The following is a 23,655-nucleotide window of genomic DNA, read 5'->3' as shown; positions in this document are numbered from 1 at the left end:
CATAAGTTAGGGGGATAAAAAATGTTAGATATAATTATGAAAATAATTGACAAAGCTTTACTTCCAATATTGATACCTGTGATTATATTTCAGTATTACAAGTATCCAATAAAAAGGAAAAATAAATACATTCAATTAACAAGTGTTAAAAATGAAATATTGAAATTTATACTAGGGGTAACAATAATATATCCATTAATTAGTATACCCATGCAATTTGTATTATATAAAATATTCGGGTTTAGTATATCATCAATTATTAATATTAGTATATCTATATGCATATATTTTTTTATAGGTTATTTATATGTTAAAAGTTCATTAAAATATGATAAAGAAAGGAATGTAAATTTTGGTCCTGAATTCAACCGTAAAATAAATTATATATACAGAAATTATATAAAACCCATATTAGCAACAGTATCAATGTTATTAATTTCTTTCTGCACAACTTTGACAGCTCTAGGAGTTGTTGAAAACATAAATAAATATAAATCAATTAGAGATAGTATGGCATATATAGGTGTAACCTTAGAATTTTTTATAATAAACATATTTTTTGTTTATTATTTATATAGTACTGATAAAATTGGGTTACAAGAATATGCTAAAGATATTAATATATTTTACTTGCAAAATGGTAATCAAAAAGTTGTGTTGGGAGTAAAGTATAATGATTTTGATATAAACAAGGATTTTGTCATAGTTTATTCTAGTAATAGAAAAAAAAGCATTGTATTTCCTAGAAAAGATTTATTAAGAATAGAATATTTTTATTAAAAGACAGTAAAAGCACTGTCTTTTTTAATACAAAAAAAGGTGGTGACTATGGATAATATAAGATGGGCCAATAAGAAAAATCTGTATGAATTAAAGAAAAAAATAAGGCAAGAAACAATACAAGAAATAAAAGAATGTTGTGAATGTAGGAAATGTAAAAAGTTCAAAAATTACTTAAAAAAATCAGGTGTTTAACTATGGCTAAAAAAAAGAAACCAGCAAATCCTATCAAAGATAAAAATTTAATACTAGATATACAAGATTATCTAAAATGTAAAAGCGAAAGAAACTATATATTATTCACATCAGGCATAGCTACAGGATATAGAGCAGGTGATTTAGTTAAGCTCAGAATACGAGATATAAAAACAGCACTCAATAATGGGTATTTTGAGATATTAGAAGGTAAAAAGATAAATAGTAAAAATATCAGAAAAGAGAACATAAAACCAAGAAAAGTAAAAGTCATAGACAACTTAGAATATATATTGAGACGATATATAAAAAACAAAAGGGAATATGAATATATGTTCTTATCAAGAAAAGGCAAAAACAATCACATAACAGTTAGTCATGTAAGTAGGATATTAAAAGAAGCTGGTAATGAATTTGGATTAAAAAATATAACAGCACATTCTATGAGAAAAACATATGCCTATTCAATTTATGTTGAGAGTGAATATAATATTACTTTAGTAAAAGAGATGCTAGGACATAGCAGCATAGAAGAAACTAAAGATTACCTGGGATTAGACAGGGAAACATATGATAAATACAGTGACACATTGAATGGTTTGATTAGGATATAATCAGGCTTTTTTTATTTTCACATTTTTGAATGTTTTATAATCTGACATATGAACATTAGAAGATAAAAAAACAATGACATATATAAGAAGAAAAAAATAAAATTGAATGTTTGATTCCCTATGAAAACCGAACATTCAAAAAAGTAGTCAAAAACCTTTATAAAGTAGCATGATTAAATAGTTAAAAAGGTTTTTAGTATAAAAATAGTATCCGTAATATTTTTTTCTTAAAAATAGACCTGATTTTTCAATTGGTACAAATAGAAAGGAGGTGTTTTATACTGGCTAAAAGCAAATGGGGAAGAGTAAAGCAAAAGCTTGAACAGGTTGAAATTTGGGCATCTATGGGACTAAGTGAAAGAGACATAGCACATAATTTAGGAATATCAAAATCAACTATGGAGAATTACAAAAAGGCTCATTTGGACTTTTTGGGCAGCTTAAAAAGAGGAAAAGAAGTAGCAGATAGTAAAGTTGAAAATGCACTATATAAAAAAGCTACTGGATACAAGTACATTGAAAAGCAAGCAATAAAAGTAAAAAATAAATACTATGATGAAAAAGGTAAGAAGGTAGAAAAGGAAGATGTAGTTGTTGTAGATATAGAGAAAGTAGTTCAACCAGATGTAGCAGCTATGAAATTTTGGTTAGTTAATAGACAAAAAGGAAGATGGAAAGACAATCCTCATAAAGTTCAAAACGATAAAGAAGTACTTAAGTTAAGAAAAAAAGAAATAGAAGAAAAGGAATGGTAACATGGCTCAAGGATTTAGTAAGAATTTTTATAACAGTAAAGAATGGCTTGTATTCAGACAAATGTTAATTCTAGAGCGTGGACCGATATGTGAAGAATGTGGAAAGCATTTAACAGAAAGCAGCGACATTATACTACATCACGAGAAAGAACTAACATCTGATAACATCAATGATGTAAATATAACGTTGAATCCTGACAACATTAAAATAGTATGTAAGAAGTGTCATAACAAGATACATGATAGGTTCTGTGGTAATGTAAATACAAATAGGAAAGGTATATATATTGTGTATGGACCACCAATGAGTGGCAAGACATCATATGTATTAGATCATAAAACAGATAAAGATATTGTTGTAGATATGGATAGATTATTTAGTGCTATAACTTTATTACCAACTTACAATAAACCTGATTGTTTAAAATATAATGTGTTTGATCTAAAGAATATGTTATTAGATAATATTAAAACACGTAAAGGGAAGTGGCATAGTGCATGGATAATTGGAGGATACGCTGACAAATGGCAAAGAGATAAACTCAAGAATGATCTAGGAGCTGAGTTAATACAAATGAACTTAACAAAAGAAGAATGCTATGCAAGATTAGAATGTTGTAATGACTATAGACAACAACATAAAGAAGAATGGGAAAAATATATAAATAAATGGTTTAATAGCTTTACAGAATAGTCCCCCCATGACAAAATTAAACGAGCTGTCCGAAGGACCGAAGGGGGAAGGACAGATTTACACACACCGAAAATTTGACTTTTTTGCCGAGAGTTTTAGACAACTTTCAAAAAGGAGGGTTGAGCTTGAAAGTACAAAAAGAATACGAAAGAATCAAAGCACTATTTGATGGAGTGGATGAAAAGCAATTGAAGTTGGTTGATGGGAGCATATTAGAAACAGCAAGATTAAAAATAGAACTAGACAAGCTACATGAAATAATCAATACAACAGGTTTAATAAAGGTTAATCCAAATAACCCAAATCAACAAAAAGAGCTGCCAGTATCTAAACTAATTATAAAAACTAGAGCTAATTATCTTAATTACATTTCAAAGCTATCAAAATTATTAGGCGTTACCATTGATGAAGATGATGATCTATCAGATTATGAATAAGTTGGTGGTTATATGATTAACTGTAATCACAAAGGCGAACACAGCTACTTAAAAGAATATTACATCAAATGCAAAACCAAAGAAATACTAGTTGGCCATGAAATGATGCTAGAGCTTGATAGGCTTATAAATGAAATTAATAGCCAAGATGTAGTTTTTGAATTAGCTAACCCTCATAAAAGAATTAAATTTATAGAAAAAGAATGTAAGCATTATGAAGCACCATATGCTGGAAAGCCTTTTATACTTGAGTTGTTTCAAAAAGCATTTATAGAAGCATTGTTTGGCATCAAGATATATGACGATGAAATAAATAGATATGTAAGAAAATATCAGGAAGTAATATATTTAGTTGGTCGTAAAAATGGTAAGACACCTTTCATAGGAGCAATATGTTTGTCAGAGTGGTTTTGTGGTGAAATGGGAACAAAAGTAATATGTGCATCAAATGACTATGAACAAGCTGACTTGTTATTTAGTGCAATCAATGCCATGAGAGAAGAAAGTAAAACCTTAGCAAAGGTTACTAGAAAGAACTTACGAGGTATGTACTTTGGTAACATAAAACAAAGGAAAAAAAGAGGTAAATTTAGTAAACAGAATAAAGGCAGCATAAGAAAGCTTAGCGCAAAAACAGGAGCAAAAGAAGGAAGAAATATAAAAATAGGTGCAGTTGATGAAGTCTTTGAAATGCAAGATAGTAGTTTAGTATTGCCTATCAGACAGGCATTATCAACACAAGATGAACCAATATATGTAGAACTAACAACAGAAGGTTTTACCGATGATGGATATTTAGACAAAAGATTAAAAGAAGCAAGAAAAGTTCTAAAAGGAGAAATAGAGAGACCACGTTGGCTAATTTGGCTATATACACAAGATAGCGAACAAGAAGTATGGGAAGACGAGGACACATGGTATAAAAGTAATCCAGGACTAGGAATTATTAAAAAGAAATCATTCCTTAGAAAAATGATAGAAGAATCAAAAGATGATAAAGCAATGAGAGCATTTGTATTAGCAAAAGATTTCAACATAAAACAAAACAATGCACATGCTTGGCTAATGGAAAAAGAAATAGTAAATGAATTAACCTATGACTTAGAAGATTTAAGAGGTAGCATTGGTATAGGTGCAACAGATTTATCAGAAACAACAGACCTAACATCTGCAAGAGTATTAATAATGAAACCAAACAACAAAATAAAATACTTTATAACAAAGTATTTTATACCTGAATCTAAATTACAAGAAAAAGACGATGGAAAAGACTATGTTGAATGGGCGAAACAAGGTTGGGTACATGTGTGTGAAGGTAACGAAGTTGATTATTCAGATATAGTAGCCTGGTATGTAATGCTTTGGAAAAAGTACAACATAAGAGTATATAAGGCAGGCTATGACAAGTGGAATGCAAAAAGCTTTAAAGGCGAAATGGAAGACTATGGCTTTGATATGGAAAAGGTGACACAGGGATATGATTTATCAAATGCAATGAAAATGGTTGGTGCAGATCTAAAGTCAAACCTAATAAACTATAATTGCAATCCAGTAGACATATGGTGTTTAAAAAACACAGTAGCAAAAGTAAATGATAGAGCACAAATAATGCCAATAAAACCAAAGGACACAGGCAATAAACGTATAGACGGAGCAGTAACAATGATAATAGCCTATGAAACATTTGATAGATTTAGAAGAGAATACTTAGAGATTGTAAGGTGATGCTATTGGGAATATTTAATATGTTTAAAGGAGTAAAAAACAAATATAAACAGTACCAGTATTCAAAAATGTTAAGTGGAATGACACCAATATTCAGTCAATTTGGTGATGATATATATACAAGTGATATAGTAAAGAATTGCATAAGAATAATAGCAACAGAAATAAGTAAATTACAACCAAAACAAATTAGGTTTGAAACAGATAATCAAATCATAGTAAACAATAGCATTAATAGACTATTGAAATTTTCACCAAATCCATTAATGACAACAAGTGAATTCTTAGGAAAATGTGTATGGCTTAGAGAAAAAACATATAATTGTTTTATCTATCCTATGTATTATGTAGGAGAAAATAACAAAAGACAATATACAGGACTATATCCCCTTAATCCTAACCTAGTAGAATTTCTAGAAGATAACGCACATACATTGTTTGTAAAAATGCATTTCAATAACGGAGAACATTACACGCTACCTTATGAAGATATAATACATTGGAGAAAAGATTTTAGTTTCAATGATGTAATGGGTGGAGATATAAATGGGAGACCTGATAACAAAGAATTATTAAAAGTTCTCAAAATCAATAACACCATAACAGAAGGATTAGACAAAGCAGTCAAGACATCATTAAATGTTAGGGGAATATTGAAAATTAAGACTTTATTATCAGACGAAAATCAAGAAAAAGAAATAAAGAAATTTGAACAGTTATTAAAAAATGCAGATACAGCAATTTTACCAATGGATTTAAAAGGTGAATATATACCAGTAGATATAAATCCCCAAATAATATCGAAAGATACATTAGAATTTGTTGAAAAGAAAGTACTAAATAATTATGGTATATCATTAGCAATATACAACGGTGATTTCACAGAAGAACAATACCAGGCATTTTATGAAAAGAAAATAGAGCCAATGATAATAAGTCTAGGACAATGTTTCAGTAAGACACTGTTAACCTCCAGAGAAATAGATGTAGGAAATGAAATCATATTCTATCCTCAAAAGCTTTTATTTACAAACACAGCAAATAAAATAGCAGTAGCAGATATATTAGGAAACAGAGGAGCATTGACAGATAATGAGTTATTAGAGCTCTTTGGATATCCACCGTTTGAAGGTGGTGAAACAAGACATCAATCATTAAATTATATAAATAGAGATATAGCAGATCAGTACCAAATGAAAAATAGGAAGGAGGAAAAAGGTATTGAATAAAAATAATCTAAATGAGTTTAGATTAATAGATTTTAGAACAGTTGACAATGACGATGGAAAAATGCTCATAGAAGGATATGCAATAACTTACGATCAACCAGCAACACACGAATGTGGTAAATATAAATTCACAGAAGTAATAAAAAGAGGAGCAATAGCCAATACAATAATGAAAGATGTACCACTTCGATATAACCATAAAGATGGATATGTAATAATGGCAAGAACAAGAAACAATAGCTTACAGCTAATAAAAGATGATAAAGGCTTAAAAATAAGAGCAGAATTAATAGATACACAAAGCAACAAAGACATCTATAAATCTATCCAAGAAGGATTGATTGATAAGATGTCTTTTGCATTTACAGTAGAAGAAAAGGGCGATAATTGGACCTATGGAGAAAACGAAACAATAAGAGAAGTAACAGCAATAAAACGATTGTATGATGTTAGCGTGGTGGATACCCCGTTTTATGATACAACTTCAGTTTATGCAAGGAGCGTTGAATTATTGGAGAATAATTTAAAGCAGCTGGATAGCTTTGACTTGGATAAAAGGAAGCTAAAACTAAAATATGAATATAGGATGGTGAATTAATATGGATTATAAAAAATTATTAAAAGAACTAACAGACAAAAGAGCAGCAAAATATCAAGAAATTGATACAGTAGCAAATAGAGAAGCACTTGACAAAATAGAGCTTGAAATACGCAAACTAGATATACAAATAAAAGAAACACAAGCAAAAATAGACGAAGAAGAACAAAGAGCAGCTAACGAAGGAAGAGGACAACAAGCACAGCCACAAGGTGGATTTAATCCAATAGGAACATATGGAACAACAGGAGAAACCAGAAGCGATGAAATAGAAGATATATATGGAACAATGGAATACAGGCAGGCATTTAAAGACTATATAGTAAAAGGAACACCAATTCCACAGCAGTATCAAGAAGCAAGAACCGCAGAATTAACAACCGTTGGAGATGTAGCAGCAGTAATACCAACAACAATAATGAATAAAGTAATAGAAGATATGACAGTAGAAGGAAAAATACTAAATAGAATTACACAAACAGGTTTTCAAGGTGGAGTAGCAATACCAATATCAGAAGTTAACCCAGAAGCAACATGGTTAAGCAGTGAAGAAGAAACATCAGAAGAACAAAAAGCAAAAATGAAAGCAAAAATAACATTTGCATATCATGTATTAGAAGCAAAAATAGCATTAGGATTAGTAACAGCTACAGTAAGTCTATCAGTATTTGAAACAACAATTGTAAAACAACTAAAAAAAGCAATGATTAGAGCATTAGAAACATCAATAGTAGCTGGAACAGGTAGCGGTCAGCCATTAGGTTTTACAAAATATACATTACCAATAGAAAATGTAGTAGAGATGACAGTAGATACAATAGGAACAGTAACACAATGGGCAGAGGTTGAAGCAGCAATACCAGAAGTTGTAGAAGATTCAGTTATATATATAATGAGTAAAGCTACATGGGAAAAACACTTAAATGGAATGACAGATACAACAGGTCAAAAAATAGGTTTAGGTAAAATAAACGAAAAAGGACAAAAAATATTAAACGGTAGAGAAGTATTAACAACAGGTAAACTACCATCATTTGATACAGCTAAAGCAGGAGATATATTTGGAGCTTTAATTGATCTATCACAATATATGCTAAACTCTAACTTATCCATGTACTACAAAAAGTATTTCGACGAAGATAAAAACAAATGGATTCATAAATCACTAATGATAGCAGACGGTCAAATGGCTATAGGTAAAGATTCAGAAGATAAATTAGTCGGTGCTCAAGGATTAATATACTTGAAAAAGAAAGTTGAATAGTCATGGCGTTAATAGATGATGTTAAAATATCTTTAGGTATTACTACAGATGATACTGATATTATGAAGAGTATAGATTTAAAAATAAAGGCTGTACAAGTATACCTAACAAATGCAGGAGCAACAGAAGCAAGTATAAATACAGAACTTGGCACATCATGTATAGTCATAGGTGTGAATGACATGCTTAATCAGAAAGCAGGAGAGATGAAGTTTTCTCCTGCTTTTAAAATACTTGCGAATCAAGTTTGTAGGGGGTAGTATTTTGAAATTTATAACACCTATTTATTTAGTCACCAATGAAGTAGATGTATTTGAAAGTATACCAAAAGATAAATTAAACAAAGTGTATGCAAGTGAAGAATCAATTAGTCAAAGAGAATTTTACAAAGGACAATCGGCAGGGTTTAAGTTAGAAAAAAAACTCGAAGTAAGATATTTTGAATATAAAGAAGAAGAATATTTAATATATGACAATGAATTATTCAAAATACTTAGAGCCTATAAAAATGAAAGTAAAGGAATATATGAACTGACATGTATAAAAGAAAATAGTAGGGTTGTTATTGATGGCTAAACTACCGAAGTCAGTTAAAATAAAAAGAAATGGTGTTGAATATATCTCAAATGTTGAAAGGGTTCAGTATACATTACATGAACTTATAAGAGCTGCACTTAGAGATGTAGGTAAGTTAATAACTAAGAGAGCTAGGCAAAACATGGATAAAGCTGGTATAAAAAGACATAAGGGTAGAATGAAGAAGAATACACAATATTGGGTAAGAAGAAAACAAAAAACACCTAATTTACAAGTTGGATACAAACCAGCTGGATTTTATGCCGGCTTTTATGAACTTGGGTCTAGTAAACATAAAAAACATGGCATGTTGCAAAATGCAGTTAAGGACAATATGGAGGATATTCAAGACATACAAGCACAATATTTAAGTGCTATAGAAGATGAAAGAAAAGCCATAAATTTAATAGATGATAATGAGTATCAAGGAGGATAGATATGGGTAAGACAAATAGACTGATTGAATATTTAAAAGAACTATTATCTCAAACATCTAGCATAGAGGTCTATCATGAGCAGGCAATTAGACCATCTTATCCATATTTAGTATTTGATTTTGATAGTTTTGGATATAGCAACATACTAGAAATAAATTTATGGGATAAGGGTAGTGCAGTAAGGATTGAAGATATAGCAGATATATTAGAGAAGGAACTAGATAAATCTACAGATATTAATGATGATATGAGAATAATTTTACATTTTAAAAACAGAAATAATGTAAGTGATCCTCAAGATAATCTCAAAAGAAGAAGGCTAACGTTTTATATGGCATATTATAATTTGAAAGGAGAATGATATGAAAAAAATATTTTCAGGCTTCACAAATAAAACAGGTGAAAATCTGTTACTAGATGCAGGAGCATACTTCAAAAACTATGATGTAGAAACTGATACTTTTGAAAGTGCTGTAACAGCAGGAAAATTAATAGGTGCAACTAGAGGAGGTGGAGAGTTTAAAGCAGTACCAGAAATACGAACTGTTGAGGTTGACGGAATTAAAGGCAGAGCAAAAGGATTGACAGAAATAGATAGTTGGGATGTAAGTATACAAGCTAATGTATTAGAAGTAACTACAGAAACACTAAAACTAGGATTAGGAGTAGCTACAATTGATACACCAACAGAAGGTAAATATGACATAGTAACAGCTAAAAACAGTATTGAAGATGAAGATTATCTTGATAATATTACTTGGGTAGGTCAATTGAGTGGAAGCAATGAGCCTGTAATAATACAGGTGTATAATACTTTGAACATAGAAGGATTAACATTAGCTACAGCTCCAAAAGGGGAAGCTGTTACAAGCATGACTTTTGCTGGTCATTACAAACAAGATGATCTAAACACTCCACCATTTAAGATATATTATCCAAAAGCTAGTTAGGAGGTTTGTATGAAAAAATTTTGTACAGAAGATGTATTTAAAACCGCAAGAATAATAAAAAAGTATAAAGCTACAGAAATCATTAAATATTTTACCAATGAATACAAACAAGAAGATATGAGTGAAGAAGAAGCTGGGTTAAATGCAATAATAAACATTGCAAGTGATCAAAAAATTGAGAAGGCTTTTTATGAAATCGTGGCCATTCCTTTAGAGGTAGAAAGTAAAGATGTTAAAATGTTGCCAGTAGATGAATTAATAGACGGATTAATAGAACTTAACAAGGAGCAAAACTTAATACGTTTTTTCAATTTAGCGGGTCGATTGAGCTTGAAGTAGTTCAGGACCTGCTTTTAAAACGTTATAGTTCATTAGATTATATATTAAAGCTTGATGCAGATGAAGGAATAGAATTGATTCAATATGCTTTTGATCAAAGAGTAGAAGAATTACTTATGAAAAGATGGATAATGCATTATCAAGATCAGGTTTCTTTTGATGAATTTAAGAAACAACTAGGTGCAAATAGTAAAAAGAATATTGATAATAGATCAGCAGAACAAATACTTGAGGAAGTAAAAAAAATCCTACAAAAGGATTAGCTTAATACTTTGGGAAAAAATAAAAACAAAAAGGAAGTGCTACCACTTCCATAAATTAGACTTAGCTAGGACCTTTGCCTTAGCTTTATTTTTTGCTCTTTTTGTAATTTTTTTAGAGTCACCTGATGCAATAGCTTCAACATCTTTAGCAATTGAAGCTACTTTATTAATTTTTCTCAGGGCTTTTTTCCATGTCATAATTACCACTCCTTAATAATATTATACGTTATTTTCCAAAAAGAAAGAAGGTGGAATTTTGGAAATATTTCGCTTAATGGGTTCTATATTTGTAGACAATGAAAAAGCAAACAAGAGTATAGCAAAGACTGATAAACACGCTGAAAGCTTAGCAACTAAGTTTACGAAAGGTGCAAAAACTGTTGCTAAGTGGGGAGCTGCTATTGGAGCAGGAGCAACAATAGCAGGGGGAGCATTATTAACAGTTGCAAATAAAGCAGCTGCTACAACTGATAACATAGACAAGATGTCTCAAAAACTAGGCATGAGTAGAAAAGCATACCAGGAGTGGGATTTTATTTTGTCTCAAAATGGTGCTTCTATAGATAGCTTAGGAGCTGGTATGAAAACTCTTACAAACCAAGTTGACGAGCTTGGGAAAGGTGGAAAAGTAGCAACAGAAGCATTTGGAGAATTAGGATTGAGTTATGAAGATATGGCTGGGTTAACTCAAGAACAAATATTTGAGAAAACAATAGTAGCATTGCAAGGAGTAGAAGATACAACCAAAAGGGCAGCAATAGCAAATGATTTACTTGGAAGGTCAGGCCAAGAGTTAGCACCTTTGTTAAACGCTGGAGCAGATAGTGTAGAACAAATGAAGAAGAAAGCAAGTGAACTTGGAATAGTGTTAGGTGATAAAGCCATTGATAGTGGAGTTAAATATACAGATACAATGGACCAGATGAAAAGAATGCTAGGCTCTTTTGTAACTAAAATTGGAGTGCAAGCCATACCAATGATGCAAGACTTTATGAATTGGATAATAAAAAATATGCCTTCTATTCAATCAAAAATAGAAACTGCATTTAATATTATTAATGCAATAATAGACGGTTTTTCAGAAGCTATTGCTTTTGCTAAAGATAATGCAAATTGGTTAATACCAATTGTGATTGGTTTAGCAAGTGCAATAGGTACACTGGAAATTATAGGAGTGGTAACTGGATTAATGAACGCCTGGAAAGCTACAACATTTGCACAAACACTTGCACAACATGGTCTGAATGTAGCATTAAAAGCAAATCCAATAGGGATAATAATAACTTTGATAGGCTTAGCAGTAGCAGCAGGAGTGGCATTGTACCGAAATTGGGATACTGTAAAAGAAAAGGCAGGGGCATTATGGGATAAAATAAAGGATGTATGGGATGGAATAAAAGGAGTATTTATTGGAGCAAAAGATACAGCTATAGGTTGGGGAAAAAATATAATAGAAGGACTAGTCGGAGGTGTTAAAGCACTAGCCTTAAAGCCAGTAAATGCCATAAAAGATGTATCTAAAAAAATGGGTAATGCAATTAAGGATTTTTTTGGAATACATTCACCTGCTAGACTTACACAAGAATACGGGAAATATATAGATGAAGGTTTGGCCGAAGGTGTAAAAAAGCATTCATATAAACCAATAGAAGCAACAATAGAGTTATCACAAAAAATTGGTGATGCTCTACAAAAAGTTAATGATTTTGTAACTTCATCAGTTGATATTATACAAAAAAAGTTTGAGTTATGGAAATTAAAAAATACTGACTTGATAGGAAGTTCTAAAGAGTTAGAGATGCAATTAATAATGCAAAGAGAACAGCAAACACTATTACAAAAAAATATAGGAGAAACAGAAAAGGCACTAATTCAAATTACCAGTAAATATGGTGAAAGCTCTAAAGAAGCACTTGAATATAAAAATAAACTTCTAGATTTACAAATACAACACTCTCAATTAACTAATAACATTGAAAGAACTACACAGGCATTGAACAAACAGCATGAAGCTCAAACAAAATTAAAAATAAACAGTGATGGCAGTGCTATAATAGGAAACACAAAATACAGTAAAGAAAGACTTAGGGAATCAGGCAAAAAAAGAAAAGAAAGGTACGATAAAAATAGAGATGAAATAAGAAAAATTGCAGAAAGAAACGATGTAGACCTAGGTGTAGCAGAGGATATGTTTGATCGAAACAGGCTAGACAAAATGTTAGGTAAAACTCCTCAATATGCAAAAGGTACTGATTACCATCCAGGCGGTTCAGCAATAGTAGGTGAAAAAGGTCCTGAGTTAGTAAATCTACCAAGAGGTAGTCAAGTGTTTACAAATGAAAAAACAAAAGATATGTTAGATCGAAAGATTGAAAACAATTTTAATATATCAAAATTAGTGGTGAGAGAAGAAGCAGACATTAAGAAAATAGCTAGAGAATTATATTTCTTGCAACAAGAAGAAGAAAGGGCAGGTGCATATTGATGTATGGATTTACTATAAATAATAAACATAGCAGTGAATTTGGACTATATTTAAAAACAAAAGTATTTCCTGCACTTGCAGAAAAAAGATATACAGAAGAAATAATACCCAATAGAGATAGTTCATATAAGTTTGAAAATGGATATGAGGATAAAATTATAGAATTACAATGCACTCTTATTGAGTCAAACTATGTTTTAAGAAGGTCTAAAATTAGAAATATTGTTCAGTGGCTTGATAATGGTGGAAATTTAATATTTGATTATGAAAAAGACAAATATTATATAGTTAAGCTCTATAAATCAATAAATTTAGAAGCAGTTTTATCTTTAGATATTTTTGTGATTACTTTTACAGCGTATCCTTTTCAATATTCCACCGAGTTAAAAAAACATGAGGTACATGTTGATGGGTATACAGAATTAAATATATTAAACTCAGGGACATATATAACAACGCCCATAATTACAATAGATGGGACAGCTGACAGTATAACCATAAGTAATAGTACTGGTGTTTTTACTATACAAAACATCACTGAAAAAGTATATGTTAATTGTGAAAAAATGATATGTTATACCTTAGATGCTTATGGTAAAAAGGTTAACAAATCAATAGACTTTACAGGAAATTATTTAAATATTCCTTTAGGTGCGTCTCAAATTGTGGTAGATGGTACTAATTTAAATTGTAATGTATTAATTAATTACAAACACACATATCTCTAAGGTGGTGTTAACTTGAATTATCCAATGATTAAAAACAAAGACGGTAAAATGTTAGCAGTATTAAATAATGTAATTAAAAATGCTATAAAAGAAAGAATAAATGGTAAATACACATATAGCTTTACATGCATAATAGAAGAACTTAAAACGGACTATATTGAATATGGCAATCAAATAGAAATAAATAATCAGCTTTTTAATATAATGACTTATACGAAACGAAGAACAAATAGTAATAAATTAGTATGCAGTGTATACTGCGAGCAGGTGGCATATGAGTTATTAGATCATATGTCACTTTTTAATTATTCAAATATCACAGCAGAACAAGCAATGCAAAACCTGTTACTAGATACATCATCATTCACAGTAGGTCATGTTGATTATCTTGAAAAACATACATTTCAAAGAGACGAAAAAGAAGCGAATAAAAAGGCTTTACTATTAGATATTGCACAGGCGTATAATGCTGAATTGTATTTTAATAAGTATGAAATATCTTTATATAGCCAAATTGGAGCAAACAACGGAGTTCAAATAAGGGTAGGAAAAAACTTAAAAGGAATTACTAAAACAGTAGACGGTACAAAAAAAGACATAGACGGTAAACCATCTATAATATATGAAATTAATATATTTGAATTGGTTGAAACAGAAGAATATACAGATTATATAGAATTAGAAACTATTAGATTAGGTGATACTGTACATGTTATAGACGAAGGGTTAAACATAGATATAGCTGCTAGAGTATTAGAGTATGAATATAATCCAATAAAAAACATCAATTCTAAAATAGTACTAGGTAACTTTGTAGAAAATATTGCAACATATAATGTAGAAGTAAAAAGACAAATAGATGTAGTAAAAAAATATAAAGACATATGGAATAGAGCAAAAATAATAAATCCAAACAAAACAATTAGTACAGAAATACTTGAGGGTTCTATTAACACACTTAACAATGAAATACTAGCAGGCTTAGGAAGCGTAAGAATAACAGAAAATAACGGAATAATGGTCACAGATAACCCAGATGAAGCACAAGCAACAAAAGCACTAAGATTACTTGGCGGAACATTAGCATTAAGCAATGAAAAAGACCAAAGCAATAACTGGATATGGCGATCATTTGGAACAGGTGACGGATTTGTAGCAGATGAAATTATATCAGGGCAAATATGGACCTCAATGATAAATATTGTAGGAAATGTACAGCAACCAAACGCTTTTAAATGGGATGCAAATGGAATTAAAGTCCATAAAATTAAAGAAGACAACAATATTGATTTTAACCAATTTATATTACTGGACAATAAAGGATTGAAATTTACAAAAGATGGCGGTAACAATTTTGAATTAAGCATGACATTTGCTGGTGGTTTAAAAATAGGTAAGCATAGCATTGAAGGATTAGAAACAGAATTAAACAATATAAATGAAATAGCTTCAAATGCACAAAACACAGCAAGTACAGCAAATATAAATGCACAAGCTGCACAAACAAAAGCTAATGAAGCAAATACAAAAGCAAGTGAAGCTTATGAAAAAGCAGAAGATGCATTACAAGAAGGTATTCAATATAATAATGTTTCAATAACTACTAATAAAGGTGTTGTTGCAACACATGGAGATGGTAGTGAAACAATTTTAGATGGAGATGGATTTAAAAGAAGAATTATAAGTAATGGGAATGTTTATAATTATGTAAATTTACAGAACGCAGGAACTTATACAACTACGGGCAGTTATTCAAAAAGTGACAGTAATATAAGCCCAATTAGTCAATCAAGTTTGGACTCAAGAGGCGTAGGTGTAAATTGGATAACTATTCCCAATCCTGATTTTAAAGGCAGACATTTTATTGTTATTTTAGCCATCTTAGGAATAGGTGAAATTTTCACAGGGTTTTCAGGAGGTGGTAGTTATTCAACATGGAATTTTTTCTTAGAAACTAATCTAAAAGTATTAGAATATGATTATTCTAATGGGAAATTTAAAGTTAGAGCTAGAATAAAAGATTCTCGAACAGAACGAGGAAGGCTAAAGTATGAGAGATGGAGAGGTATGCCAATCAGTTATTATGTATATGCAACAGATTAAATGGGAGGTAATTTATGTTATATTTTATTAAAATAGAAAACGATATAATAAATGGTTCTTTCTCATGTGATGAAGAAGATTTTAATAAATTTGAATTAGAAGATTGTTATAAACAAGTATCCAGAAAAGTTTTTGATAGTATAATGCTACCTTCAACATTTGAAGTAAATGAAAAAGGTGAAATCATAAATGTTCAGTGTACTAGAAAAGAAAATAATGAATTAATAACTATTATTAATGATTTAAAACATAAAATCACTAAATTAGAAAATCGAATAAGTAAAAAAGAAGAAGCATTAGTTGCAAATAGTGTATTATGAGGTGAAAGATTTGACTGATTACAAAACCCCACTTTTTACACAATTTAATGATGATGGGAGAAGACAAAAAATAAGCAAAGAAATATTAAACGAGGAAAAAAATATAGCAAATTCAAGTCTTCAAGGCAATATAACAGCACAAGGAACAATATTATGTACACATGGTGGAACAGATAAGAATGATCCAGAAGGACGTTATACAAGTAAAAGTTCATCAACAACAAAAACATATAGTGATGGAACCCCAGATAAAAGAATGGCAGAAGGAAATGTTGACATTAACATAAATACATCACAGCTAGAAATAAATACAAATATGACACCAGTAGGAGAAGGACAGCCACATAATAATATGCAGCCTTGGGCTTGTGTAAATTATATTATTTATGTGGGAAAATAAATGAAATTAATTATAAATACACACCACCTATATAAAAAAATTAAAATCTATGGTTGTATAAAACCATAGTTATCGACTTATATGTATGAAAGTATTTAAAAGTATACTTTTAAAAATACAATAAAAGGTGGGAGAGAATAATGCAATACAATAGTAAAACTAATTGGCAAAGAGATGATATTGTTACTGAAAAGGATTTGAATAGGATAGAACAAGGGATTAAAGATGCATGCACCAAACTAGCAGGAATTCAAGAAGGAGCAACAAATTACCAACATCCAGCTACACATCCAGCTACTATAATTACAGAAGATTCTACTCATAAATTCGTAACAGATACAGAAAAAACTAACTGGAACAATAAGGCTGATACATCAAAATTGAATGAGATAGAACAAGGTATAGAAGATGTGCATGAAAAAATGGGCAAAATCAGATATATGCAAAACACAGAACCTACAGTAAAAGAAGAAGGGCTTACGTGGTTTAACCCAGAAACGGGACTTTTATATATACACGATGGGACAAGATACGTTCCAGTTCCCCCAGTTCAAATCTTACAAGAAGTTATAGATTTTTATGAAGATGACGTAAAAATACAACACAATAGCACAATAAAAAATAATGGGGGGATAGTTATTTGTAATCAACATGTAGGTAGCGATGTTATGCAGTTAACTGATAATCAAGACCCTGTAATTGATGGAAAGTGTGGTATTAAATTTATTGCCAATAAAGATATGGACGGTATTCGTTATTATTTATTTAAAACTCACCCTAACATGGGAACAATAACGTTATTTAATGATAATTTTCAAGAGTTGAAAAGCCAAAATATTTATTCGAGTGGTTCTTTATATTACCCGATTGTTGCAGGAAAAACATATATTCTTTGTGCCGTATCAAAAATAAATAAATATATGTATTTAGGTGCAAATGGTACGCCTGCTTTTCCGTACGCATCAGAATATATAGATGTAATTAGTAGTGTATTAGATACGAATACAACGGTAAATAGCTATGTTTATGCTTTTAGATGCATAAGTCCAATTGTACCCGCATCTACCTCGGGTACTGCAATTGTAGAAATAACCAATACAGAAAAAAATATAAAATCATGGGACCTAGCTACTTATCAAAACACGCTAGATGGTGAAACGGTAACTATTGATATAGAAACTAGTCCCGATGGCAGTGTGTGGACAACGGAATTTGTTGATATATCGCAAAATTTTGATATATCAACGATAGATTCAATGAAAGACATAAGATTTAAAATTAATTTGTCCAGAAGTAATATAGACAATAATCCTTCATGCGATTATTTGGCGAGGAGGTTTGTTAGATAATGTATGCACAACTATTAAAAGAAGTTAGGGCGCTTAAAAGCGTTGTGGAAAATTTAGTAGATGAATTAGATGAAGTTGAAACTAGGGTCGCAAAACTTGAAAATAAAGAACCAAAACCAAAGCCAATAAAACCAAAGATGGATGAAATAAAACCAAAATGGGAACGTGAAGGATTTAAAACCAAGAAAGATTGGAATGAAAATAAAGCACATAAATAAGGTGTTATTTTTATGCTCAAATCATGGAGGTGAGGAGTTGCAAAATGTAAAAGAAAACATGAAAGAATTAGAACTATCTAATTGTATACAATGGTGGAAAAAAGGATATAAAGGGCAAGGTGTAACAGTTTTAGTATTAGATGATGAAGGAGATAGACATAAATGGTTTGATGAAAAAATCATAACTGGTGCTAAATTCCATGATGGAATAGGACATAATACAAATGTAACAAAAGTTATAAGGACTCTTGCTCCAGATGTAAATATAATTATGTATAATTGCTTTGGAAAAAAATCAGACACAGATAAAGAAGTTTTACAATTCATTAAAACACACGATATAGATTTAATCAATATAAGTTACAGCACATTTAAAAGATCAATGTATGAAGAAATTAATAAGCTAGATATTCCTATGATATGTGCTGCTGGAAACGCAGGTAATGATAATAGTATTAGTTATCCTGCTAGATTACCATTTACTATTAGCGTAGGTGCATTTAAGGAAGCTAGATGGGATAATGCTCATTATAGTAATGAAGGTGAAGAGTTAGACTGCATGGGTTTTACTGATGTGTATGTATGGAATAGTAGAAAAGATAGAATTTTTGTATTTACAGGCACTTCATGTGCGACACCTTATGTAACTGGCATATTAGCTTTATATTTAAGCTATATAAAAGCTAATAAACTACCTAAGCCTACAATAGAAGAATTAAAAAGTTTTATACATGAAAATTGCATAGACTTGTACGATAAAGGTCATGACACCAAAAGTGGTTATGGTCTTTTTATTTTACCAAATTTAAAAGAATTGAAGGTAAAATATATATTTAAAGATATACAAGATCATTGGGCTAAAAAAGATATTCAAGAGGTAGTAAGTAAAGGATTAATGAATGGATATCCAGACGAAACTTTCAAACCAAATAAGCAAGTAACAAGAGCTGAATTAGCTGTAACATTAAATAGATTAATAAAAATGGAGGGGTAAAGATGGATAACAATTTACTTATAAATGGATCCAAAGGAATTCTAGCAATGATAACTGGAATATTCATTTATGTAGCTGGATCAATTACAGAACTTGTAATAGTTTTAGTTTTCTTAATGATCTTGGATTATATTACAGGTATGATTGCAGGCTATATACAGAAAAAATGGAGTTCTAGTATAGGTCTTAAGGGAGCTGTTAAAAAAGTAGGCTTTATTTTTTTGGTTCTAATAGCGATTTTAACCGACTATGTAATTGTACAGTTAGGGGCAAAAATAGGAATTACATTAGGCTTTGTAGGTGTGTTTACATTTGCAGTTACATGTTGGCTTATTAGTACAGAGCTACTCAGTATAACTGAAAATCTTGGGAGGATGGGAGTTACTATTCCAAAGTTTCTAAGAATAGCATTTACAAAATTAAAAGATGTGTCTGAAAAGGTTGGCGGTGAAGCAGCTGAAAAAATTAAAGAGGGTGAACAATCAAAATGCAAATAATACAAGATTTTATTGATAAAAGATATAACAAAATGATTCCGCAGTATATCACAATCCACGAAACAGCATGTTATACAAAAGGTGCTAATGCTAAAATGTGGAACGGATATTTGAACAGAAAAAATACAGATGATAAATGTTGGCATTTTACAGTAGATAGTACAAGTATATACCAGCACATACCAATAGATTATAACGGTTGGCACGCAGGCGATGGACTCAGAGGAAAAGGCAACCGAGAAAGCATAGGCATAGAAATGTGCGTAAATAAAGATGGAGATTATGAAAAGACATTAGAAAATACTATATGGCTTTGTAAAAAGCTGATTAAAGAAAATCCAAGCATTATGGATGTTGTGCAACATAACCATTGGAAAAGCAAAAAGTACCCTAATGGAAAAGATTGTCCGCATGTACTTAGAAGTACCGGCAGATGGAACGAATTTAAAAATGCAATATACGAGGATAAAAAGCATTGGGCAGAGGTGCATTATAAAAATTTAATTAATAAAGGTGTTAAAATCAATGAAAAACGATTTAATGACAACATGACTCGTGGTGAGGTATTTGCTTTGATAGATAGAATTTACAAAGGCTAGCGTTTTGCTAGTCTCTTTTTTTATGCCTAATTTAAACATGATTAGTGCAAAAGTTACATGGAATAAAGGGTTTGTATGATATATATAGAAGTATATTATTGAATTATAAATTATTAAGCATTAAAGTAATATGAATTTACTAGATAATATGTAAGAGGTATTCGTGAACTATAGTTCTGATTATTACCAAAATCAAGTAATAATCAGAACTAACATACAGAGATTTACAAGTTAGGTGAAATTATCATTCTAAACAAAAAGTTATATTATAAAGGAGTGAAGGAGATGTCATTTCCAAAACGAAAAAAAAGTGCAAAACACGGCATAACAGGGCAATCATATTTTAACCATTATGTGAATCAAAAACTTGATTGTATCTATCATCCTATATATCAAGAAAATGATTTTGGTATAGATGGATATATTGAACTTGTGTGTGATGACAATGTGATCGGGAAGAAGGTGGCAATTCAAATAAAACATGGTGATTCATATTTTAAGTCAAAAACAAAAACTGGCTACAAATATTATGGTGAAAGCAAACACTTGAATTATTACCTTAATATCATGGTTCCTGTATATTTAGTTATAATGAATGAGGACTTTAGCCAATTACATTGGGTAGAATTTGATATTTCTAGAACATCGGAGAGTGGGAAAAATGGATGGTGGATAAATATACCCTATACAAATACTTTAAACAGTGAATTTAAGGAAGCTATATTTAATACCGTCGGACCTGTGATTGATTTTGATCAACAAATAAAGTCAATTTGGGCTTTGGATAAGGCATTAAAAAAGTCTAAATATACTTTAATATCAATATTGAAAGATGATATTGATTCTTTAAGTTTTATAAGAATTGATGAATTAATATCTCAATTTACTAAGAATTATGAAACTCTATTAAAATTAAGGTCAACGATGGACATCTTTTTCACAGACTATGATAATGACGAAAGAGAAATTTTTCAGATACCTGAGGTTGTAAAATGGTTAAAATACTCAGTTGAACACGGCATACCATGGTTTTATTTTTTGGGGTATCAAGAAAAGAGTAATGGTTTAGATTTATTGTTGCATGCTTGTTGTGGTAATTATGATATTAAACGACATGATAAAAATTATGAGCTAATTTATTCTAGTGATGATATTAAAGCCTTCTTTAGAGTTAATTATAAGAATCTAAATAATTTTACAGAAAAATATCAAATTGATGAATCAATTAACAATGAAATATCTAAAGGTATTGGTAATTATATCAAAAGAGAATTTAATAAGTCATAGGAAGTATGAATAATAACTACACCCTAACACACTATTTGCAAAATGCTATATTGTCCACGATTAGCTTGTTTTGTCATATAGAGTGGTTGGTCAGTACTGTATGAATGTAAAGGCAACGTACTTCGCAAATAGTGGGAACGTTACAACTACCCATTATACATATTTTCAAATATAAGTCTGTTAGCTTTGTATTCATTATCATCAAGTATAAAATTTACTTTAAAACAAAATATAGTTATAAAACATTGCTGTTATTCCAGACGGGCAGGTTGTGCCGCAGCAATAAGCGCAAAAAAAGCTGGTGCAGACGTTACTATTATAGAAAGAACAGATATGCTATTAGGTCTTGGCAATGTTGGCGGAATAATGCGAAATAATGGACGTTATACTGCTACTGAAGAAAGTATATGTTTAGGTGCAAAGGAGCTTTTTAATATAACTGACAAAGTTTCGCGACATGTAGATATCGATTTTCCTGGACATAAACATGCTTCACTATATGACGTAACAATTATAGAACCAGAAGTTAAAAGACTGCTAAAAGAAATGGATATAAATATTAAACTAATAAGCAGAGCAACAGATGTTATAAAAGATAATAATAAAATCACAGGAATTATTCTTGCTGATAATACAATAGTAAGTGGAGATATTTTTATAGAAACAACAGGCTCAACAGGACCAATGGGCAATTGTTTAAAATACGGAAATGGATGCTCCATGTGCATATTAAGATGTGCTTCATTTGGTCCTAGAGTAAGTATTAGCTGCAGGGCAGGTATTGAAGATATACTTGGACAGAGAAGTGATGGATCGTATGGCGCTTTCAGTGGTTCATGTAAATTATGTAAAAACTCGTTAAGTAAAGAGGTACGTCAAAAACTAGACAATGAAGGAATGGCTATTCTGTCTATTCCAGAAGAAGACATAAAACTAGATAAATTAAAATTAAAGGTTTGCCAGCAATACGCACTAAAAGATTTTGCAGAAAATCTAATACTTCTAGATACAGGTCATGCAAAGCTAATGACACCATTCTATCCACTAGATAAACTGAGAAAAATAAATGGACTAGAAAATGCCAGATATATCGATCCTTATGCCGGAAGTATAGGAAATTCAGTCAGATATCTTTCAATAGCTCCTAGAAATAACTCTATGAAAGTAATCGGTTTAGACAATCTTCTATGTGCAGGAGAAAAATCAGGTTTATTTGTAGGACATACAGAAGCAATCGTAACAGGTTCACTAGCAGGTCATAATAGCGTTAGATTGTTCTTAGGAATGCCACTACTAAAACTACCTAGGAATTTGGCAAGCGGGGATATAATAGCATACTCTAACGAACAAATACAAACAGAAGAAGGCAGAAAAAAAAGATTCACATTCTCAGGTTCTTTGTATTTTGAAAGAATGAAAGAATTAGGCTTATATACTATTGATAAAAATATAATAGAAAATAAGATAAAGAAGATAAATTTATATAATATTTATGATATAAAATTGGTTTAATTTTTGTTTAAGCATCTAATGATATGTAAATTAGATATAATATGAATAAAATTTATTAATATAGTTCAGGGATGTTTTGGTTCTTGGACTATTTATTTTATAGGTGCAGTGAGTTCAGTCACTAACGCATTATGATTTTAATAGGTATGTTGTTTAATTAATATACTTCGCCATAAAAATTATCATATAAACTTTTTAAAGCTTTATATCTTACGGACACACTTCGTTAAATGTAATAAAGGATAATAAAGATAAATATAGAAATATTACATTATATCTTTTTAAATGAATTAATATTTATTAATGA

30 protein-coding genes are annotated in these 23,655 nt (G+C 30.4%); 29 read left to right on the top strand and 1 reads right to left on the bottom strand.

The features are described 5' to 3' along the window. The first annotated feature begins 21 nt into the window (after positions 1-21). From AYC61_RS08625 to AYC61_RS08550, 17 genes are all read left to right on the top strand, one after another. Positions 22-780 (top strand): hypothetical protein, encoded by a 759-nt coding sequence (locus tag AYC61_RS08625; protein ID WP_066499942.1) that lies wholly within the window; start codon positions 22-24, stop codon positions 778-780. A gap of 48 nt (positions 781-828) precedes the next feature. Next, a complete protein-coding gene (locus AYC61_RS21195; RefSeq protein ID WP_156456406.1) occupies positions 829-975 on the top strand; it encodes a hypothetical protein in 147 nt (48 codons plus the stop codon). 2 nt (positions 976-977) lie between these two features. Continuing rightward, positions 978-1,589, top strand: coding sequence for a tyrosine-type recombinase/integrase (locus tag AYC61_RS08620; RefSeq protein WP_066499934.1), 612 nt, complete (start codon positions 978-980; stop codon positions 1,587-1,589). Positions 1,590-1,840: 251 nt separating this feature from the next. Next, positions 1,841-2,344: a hypothetical protein gene (locus tag AYC61_RS08615; RefSeq protein ID WP_066499929.1), complete on the top strand. Its 504-nt coding sequence runs from the start codon at positions 1,841-1,843 to the stop codon at positions 2,342-2,344. 1 nt (position 2,345) lies between these two features. Then, positions 2,346-3,038 (top strand): HNH endonuclease, encoded by a 693-nt coding sequence (locus AYC61_RS08610; RefSeq protein ID WP_066499927.1) that lies wholly within the window; start codon positions 2,346-2,348, stop codon positions 3,036-3,038. 125 nt (positions 3,039-3,163) lie between these two features. Continuing rightward, positions 3,164-3,475 carry a zinc-binding protein gene (locus AYC61_RS08605; protein WP_066499925.1) on the top strand — a complete coding sequence of 104 codons (312 nt, stop codon included), beginning with the start codon at positions 3,164-3,166 and terminating at the stop codon, positions 3,473-3,475. 12 nt (positions 3,476-3,487) lie between these two features. Then, positions 3,488-5,200 (top strand): terminase large subunit, encoded by a 1,713-nt coding sequence (locus AYC61_RS08600; protein ID WP_066499923.1) that lies wholly within the window; start codon positions 3,488-3,490, stop codon positions 5,198-5,200. A 20-nt stretch (positions 5,201-5,220) separates the two neighbouring features. Continuing rightward, positions 5,221-6,429 (top strand): phage portal protein, encoded by a 1,209-nt coding sequence (locus tag AYC61_RS08595; protein ID WP_156456405.1) that lies wholly within the window; start codon positions 5,221-5,223, stop codon positions 6,427-6,429. Continuing rightward, entirely contained in the window at positions 6,422-7,027 is a 606-nt protein-coding gene (locus AYC61_RS08590; RefSeq protein ID WP_066499920.1) for an HK97 family phage prohead protease, read from the top strand. The genes AYC61_RS08595 and AYC61_RS08590 overlap by 8 nt, the downstream gene beginning before the upstream one ends. A 1-nt stretch (position 7,028) precedes the next feature. Beyond that, positions 7,029-8,291: a phage major capsid protein gene (locus tag AYC61_RS08585; protein ID WP_066499919.1), complete on the top strand. Its 1,263-nt coding sequence runs from the start codon at positions 7,029-7,031 to the stop codon at positions 8,289-8,291. Between the two features lie 2 nt (positions 8,292-8,293). Next, on the top strand, positions 8,294-8,551 hold the full coding sequence (locus AYC61_RS08580) for a hypothetical protein (RefSeq protein ID WP_066499915.1): 258 nt from the start codon (positions 8,294-8,296) through the stop codon (positions 8,549-8,551). A 4-nt stretch (positions 8,552-8,555) separates the two neighbouring features. Then, positions 8,556-8,867 (top strand): hypothetical protein, encoded by a 312-nt coding sequence (locus AYC61_RS08575; RefSeq protein ID WP_066499906.1) that lies wholly within the window; start codon positions 8,556-8,558, stop codon positions 8,865-8,867. Then, complete coding sequence (locus AYC61_RS08570; protein WP_066499903.1) at positions 8,860-9,303, top strand: HK97-gp10 family putative phage morphogenesis protein; 444 nt, start codon at positions 8,860-8,862, stop codon at positions 9,301-9,303. Before AYC61_RS08575 ends, AYC61_RS08570 begins: the two co-directional genes overlap by 8 nt. A gap of 2 nt (positions 9,304-9,305) precedes the next feature. Then, positions 9,306-9,665 (top strand): hypothetical protein, encoded by a 360-nt coding sequence (locus AYC61_RS08565; protein WP_066499897.1) that lies wholly within the window; start codon positions 9,306-9,308, stop codon positions 9,663-9,665. Between the two features lies 1 nt (position 9,666). Next, on the top strand, positions 9,667-10,254 hold the full coding sequence (locus tag AYC61_RS08560; RefSeq protein WP_066499893.1) for a hypothetical protein: 588 nt from the start codon (positions 9,667-9,669) through the stop codon (positions 10,252-10,254). Positions 10,255-10,263: 9 nt separating this feature from the next. Further along, positions 10,264-10,593, top strand: coding sequence for a hypothetical protein (locus AYC61_RS08555; protein ID WP_066499884.1), 330 nt, complete (start codon positions 10,264-10,266; stop codon positions 10,591-10,593). Between the two features lie 74 nt (positions 10,594-10,667). After that, entirely contained in the window at positions 10,668-10,856 is a 189-nt protein-coding gene (locus AYC61_RS08550) for a hypothetical protein (RefSeq protein ID WP_066499877.1), read from the top strand. A gap of 39 nt (positions 10,857-10,895) precedes the next feature. Here AYC61_RS08550 and AYC61_RS21190 read toward each other — a convergent pair whose 3' ends face one another. After that, positions 10,896-11,054 carry a hypothetical protein gene (locus AYC61_RS21190; protein ID WP_156456404.1) on the bottom strand — a complete coding sequence of 53 codons (159 nt, stop codon included), beginning with the start codon at positions 11,052-11,054 and terminating at the stop codon, positions 10,896-10,898. Between the two features lie 58 nt (positions 11,055-11,112). Here AYC61_RS21190 and AYC61_RS08545 point away from each other — a divergent pair, with 58 nt between their 5' ends. From AYC61_RS08545 to AYC61_RS08490, 12 genes are all read left to right on the top strand, one after another. Then, entirely contained in the window at positions 11,113-13,341 is a 2,229-nt protein-coding gene (locus tag AYC61_RS08545; protein WP_066499871.1) for a phage tail tape measure protein, read from the top strand. Then, the gene (locus tag AYC61_RS08540) at positions 13,341-14,069 is read left to right on the top strand and encodes a phage tail domain-containing protein (protein ID WP_066499865.1); all 729 of its coding nucleotides are present in this window, start codon (positions 13,341-13,343) and stop codon (positions 14,067-14,069) included. Before AYC61_RS08545 ends, AYC61_RS08540 begins: the two co-directional genes overlap by 1 nt. A 12-nt stretch (positions 14,070-14,081) precedes the next feature. Then, positions 14,082-16,172, top strand: a complete 2,091-nt coding sequence (locus AYC61_RS08535) for a phage tail spike protein (protein WP_066499853.1) — start codon at positions 14,082-14,084, stop codon at positions 16,170-16,172. Positions 16,173-16,186: 14 nt separating this feature from the next. Then, positions 16,187-16,492: a hypothetical protein gene (locus AYC61_RS08530; RefSeq protein ID WP_066499846.1), complete on the top strand. Its 306-nt coding sequence runs from the start codon at positions 16,187-16,189 to the stop codon at positions 16,490-16,492. Between the two features lie 10 nt (positions 16,493-16,502). Beyond that, positions 16,503-16,892, top strand: coding sequence for a hypothetical protein (locus AYC61_RS08525; protein WP_066499845.1), 390 nt, complete (start codon positions 16,503-16,505; stop codon positions 16,890-16,892). 140 nt (positions 16,893-17,032) lie between these two features. Next, positions 17,033-18,241, top strand: a complete 1,209-nt coding sequence (locus AYC61_RS08520) for a hypothetical protein (protein ID WP_066499842.1) — start codon at positions 17,033-17,035, stop codon at positions 18,239-18,241. Further along, positions 18,241-18,459 carry a hypothetical protein gene (locus AYC61_RS08515; protein WP_066499839.1) on the top strand — a complete coding sequence of 73 codons (219 nt, stop codon included), beginning with the start codon at positions 18,241-18,243 and terminating at the stop codon, positions 18,457-18,459. The genes AYC61_RS08520 and AYC61_RS08515 overlap by 1 nt, the downstream gene beginning before the upstream one ends. A gap of 37 nt (positions 18,460-18,496) precedes the next feature. Then, positions 18,497-19,453: a S8 family peptidase gene (locus AYC61_RS08510; protein WP_162265457.1), complete on the top strand. Its 957-nt coding sequence runs from the start codon at positions 18,497-18,499 to the stop codon at positions 19,451-19,453. 2 nt (positions 19,454-19,455) lie between these two features. Continuing rightward, the gene (locus AYC61_RS08505; RefSeq protein WP_066499834.1) at positions 19,456-19,950 is read left to right on the top strand and encodes a phage holin family protein; all 495 of its coding nucleotides are present in this window, start codon (positions 19,456-19,458) and stop codon (positions 19,948-19,950) included. After that, the gene (locus AYC61_RS08500) at positions 19,941-20,549 is read left to right on the top strand and encodes a peptidoglycan recognition protein family protein (protein ID WP_066499828.1); all 609 of its coding nucleotides are present in this window, start codon (positions 19,941-19,943) and stop codon (positions 20,547-20,549) included. Before AYC61_RS08505 ends, AYC61_RS08500 begins: the two co-directional genes overlap by 10 nt. A gap of 285 nt (positions 20,550-20,834) precedes the next feature. Then, positions 20,835-21,836, top strand: coding sequence for a DUF4365 domain-containing protein (locus AYC61_RS08495; RefSeq protein WP_066499817.1), 1,002 nt, complete (start codon positions 20,835-20,837; stop codon positions 21,834-21,836). Between the two features lie 237 nt (positions 21,837-22,073). Beyond that, complete coding sequence (locus tag AYC61_RS08490) at positions 22,074-23,348, top strand: FAD-dependent oxidoreductase (RefSeq protein ID WP_242866769.1); 1,275 nt, start codon at positions 22,074-22,076, stop codon at positions 23,346-23,348. The last annotated feature ends 307 nt before the right edge of the window (positions 23,349-23,655 follow it).

This window comes from Abyssisolibacter fermentans, assembly GCF_001559865.1.
GTDB lineage: Bacteria > Bacillota > Clostridia > Tissierellales > MCWD3 > Abyssisolibacter > Abyssisolibacter fermentans.
The sequence above is the reverse complement of the archived record's forward strand: the minus strand, read 5'-3'. Positions and strand labels throughout refer to the sequence as shown.

Coding starts and splice junctions, on each gene's coding strand:
- AYC61_RS08520 (WP_066499842.1), top strand. CDS start 17,033: ATGCAATACAATAGTAAAACTAATTGGCAAAGAGATGATATTGTTACT.
- AYC61_RS08505 (WP_066499834.1), top strand. CDS start 19,456: ATGGATAACAATTTACTTATAAATGGATCCAAAGGAATTCTAGCAATG.
- AYC61_RS08580 (WP_066499915.1), top strand. CDS start 8,294: ATGGCGTTAATAGATGATGTTAAAATATCTTTAGGTATTACTACAGAT.
- AYC61_RS08560 (WP_066499893.1), top strand. CDS start 9,667: ATGAAAAAAATATTTTCAGGCTTCACAAATAAAACAGGTGAAAATCTG.
- AYC61_RS21195 (WP_156456406.1), top strand. CDS start 829: ATGGATAATATAAGATGGGCCAATAAGAAAAATCTGTATGAATTAAAG.
- AYC61_RS08540 (WP_066499865.1), top strand. CDS start 13,341: ATGTATGGATTTACTATAAATAATAAACATAGCAGTGAATTTGGACTA.
- AYC61_RS08595 (WP_156456405.1), top strand. CDS start 5,221: ATGTTTAAAGGAGTAAAAAACAAATATAAACAGTACCAGTATTCAAAA.
- AYC61_RS08530 (WP_066499846.1), top strand. CDS start 16,187: ATGTTATATTTTATTAAAATAGAAAACGATATAATAAATGGTTCTTTC.
- AYC61_RS21190 (WP_156456404.1), bottom strand. CDS start 11,054: ATGACATGGAAAAAAGCCCTGAGAAAAATTAATAAAGTAGCTTCAATT.
- AYC61_RS08515 (WP_066499839.1), top strand. CDS start 18,241: ATGTATGCACAACTATTAAAAGAAGTTAGGGCGCTTAAAAGCGTTGTG.
- AYC61_RS08565 (WP_066499897.1), top strand. CDS start 9,306: ATGGGTAAGACAAATAGACTGATTGAATATTTAAAAGAACTATTATCT.
- AYC61_RS08555 (WP_066499884.1), top strand. CDS start 10,264: ATGAAAAAATTTTGTACAGAAGATGTATTTAAAACCGCAAGAATAATA.
- AYC61_RS08625 (WP_066499942.1), top strand. CDS start 22: ATGTTAGATATAATTATGAAAATAATTGACAAAGCTTTACTTCCAATA.
- AYC61_RS08500 (WP_066499828.1), top strand. CDS start 19,941: ATGCAAATAATACAAGATTTTATTGATAAAAGATATAACAAAATGATT.
- AYC61_RS08610 (WP_066499927.1), top strand. CDS start 2,346: ATGGCTCAAGGATTTAGTAAGAATTTTTATAACAGTAAAGAATGGCTT.
- AYC61_RS08495 (WP_066499817.1), top strand. CDS start 20,835: ATGTCATTTCCAAAACGAAAAAAAAGTGCAAAACACGGCATAACAGGG.
- AYC61_RS08570 (WP_066499903.1), top strand. CDS start 8,860: ATGGCTAAACTACCGAAGTCAGTTAAAATAAAAAGAAATGGTGTTGAA.
- AYC61_RS08600 (WP_066499923.1), top strand. CDS start 3,488: ATGATTAACTGTAATCACAAAGGCGAACACAGCTACTTAAAAGAATAT.
- AYC61_RS08585 (WP_066499919.1), top strand. CDS start 7,029: ATGGATTATAAAAAATTATTAAAAGAACTAACAGACAAAAGAGCAGCA.
- AYC61_RS08620 (WP_066499934.1), top strand. CDS start 978: ATGGCTAAAAAAAAGAAACCAGCAAATCCTATCAAAGATAAAAATTTA.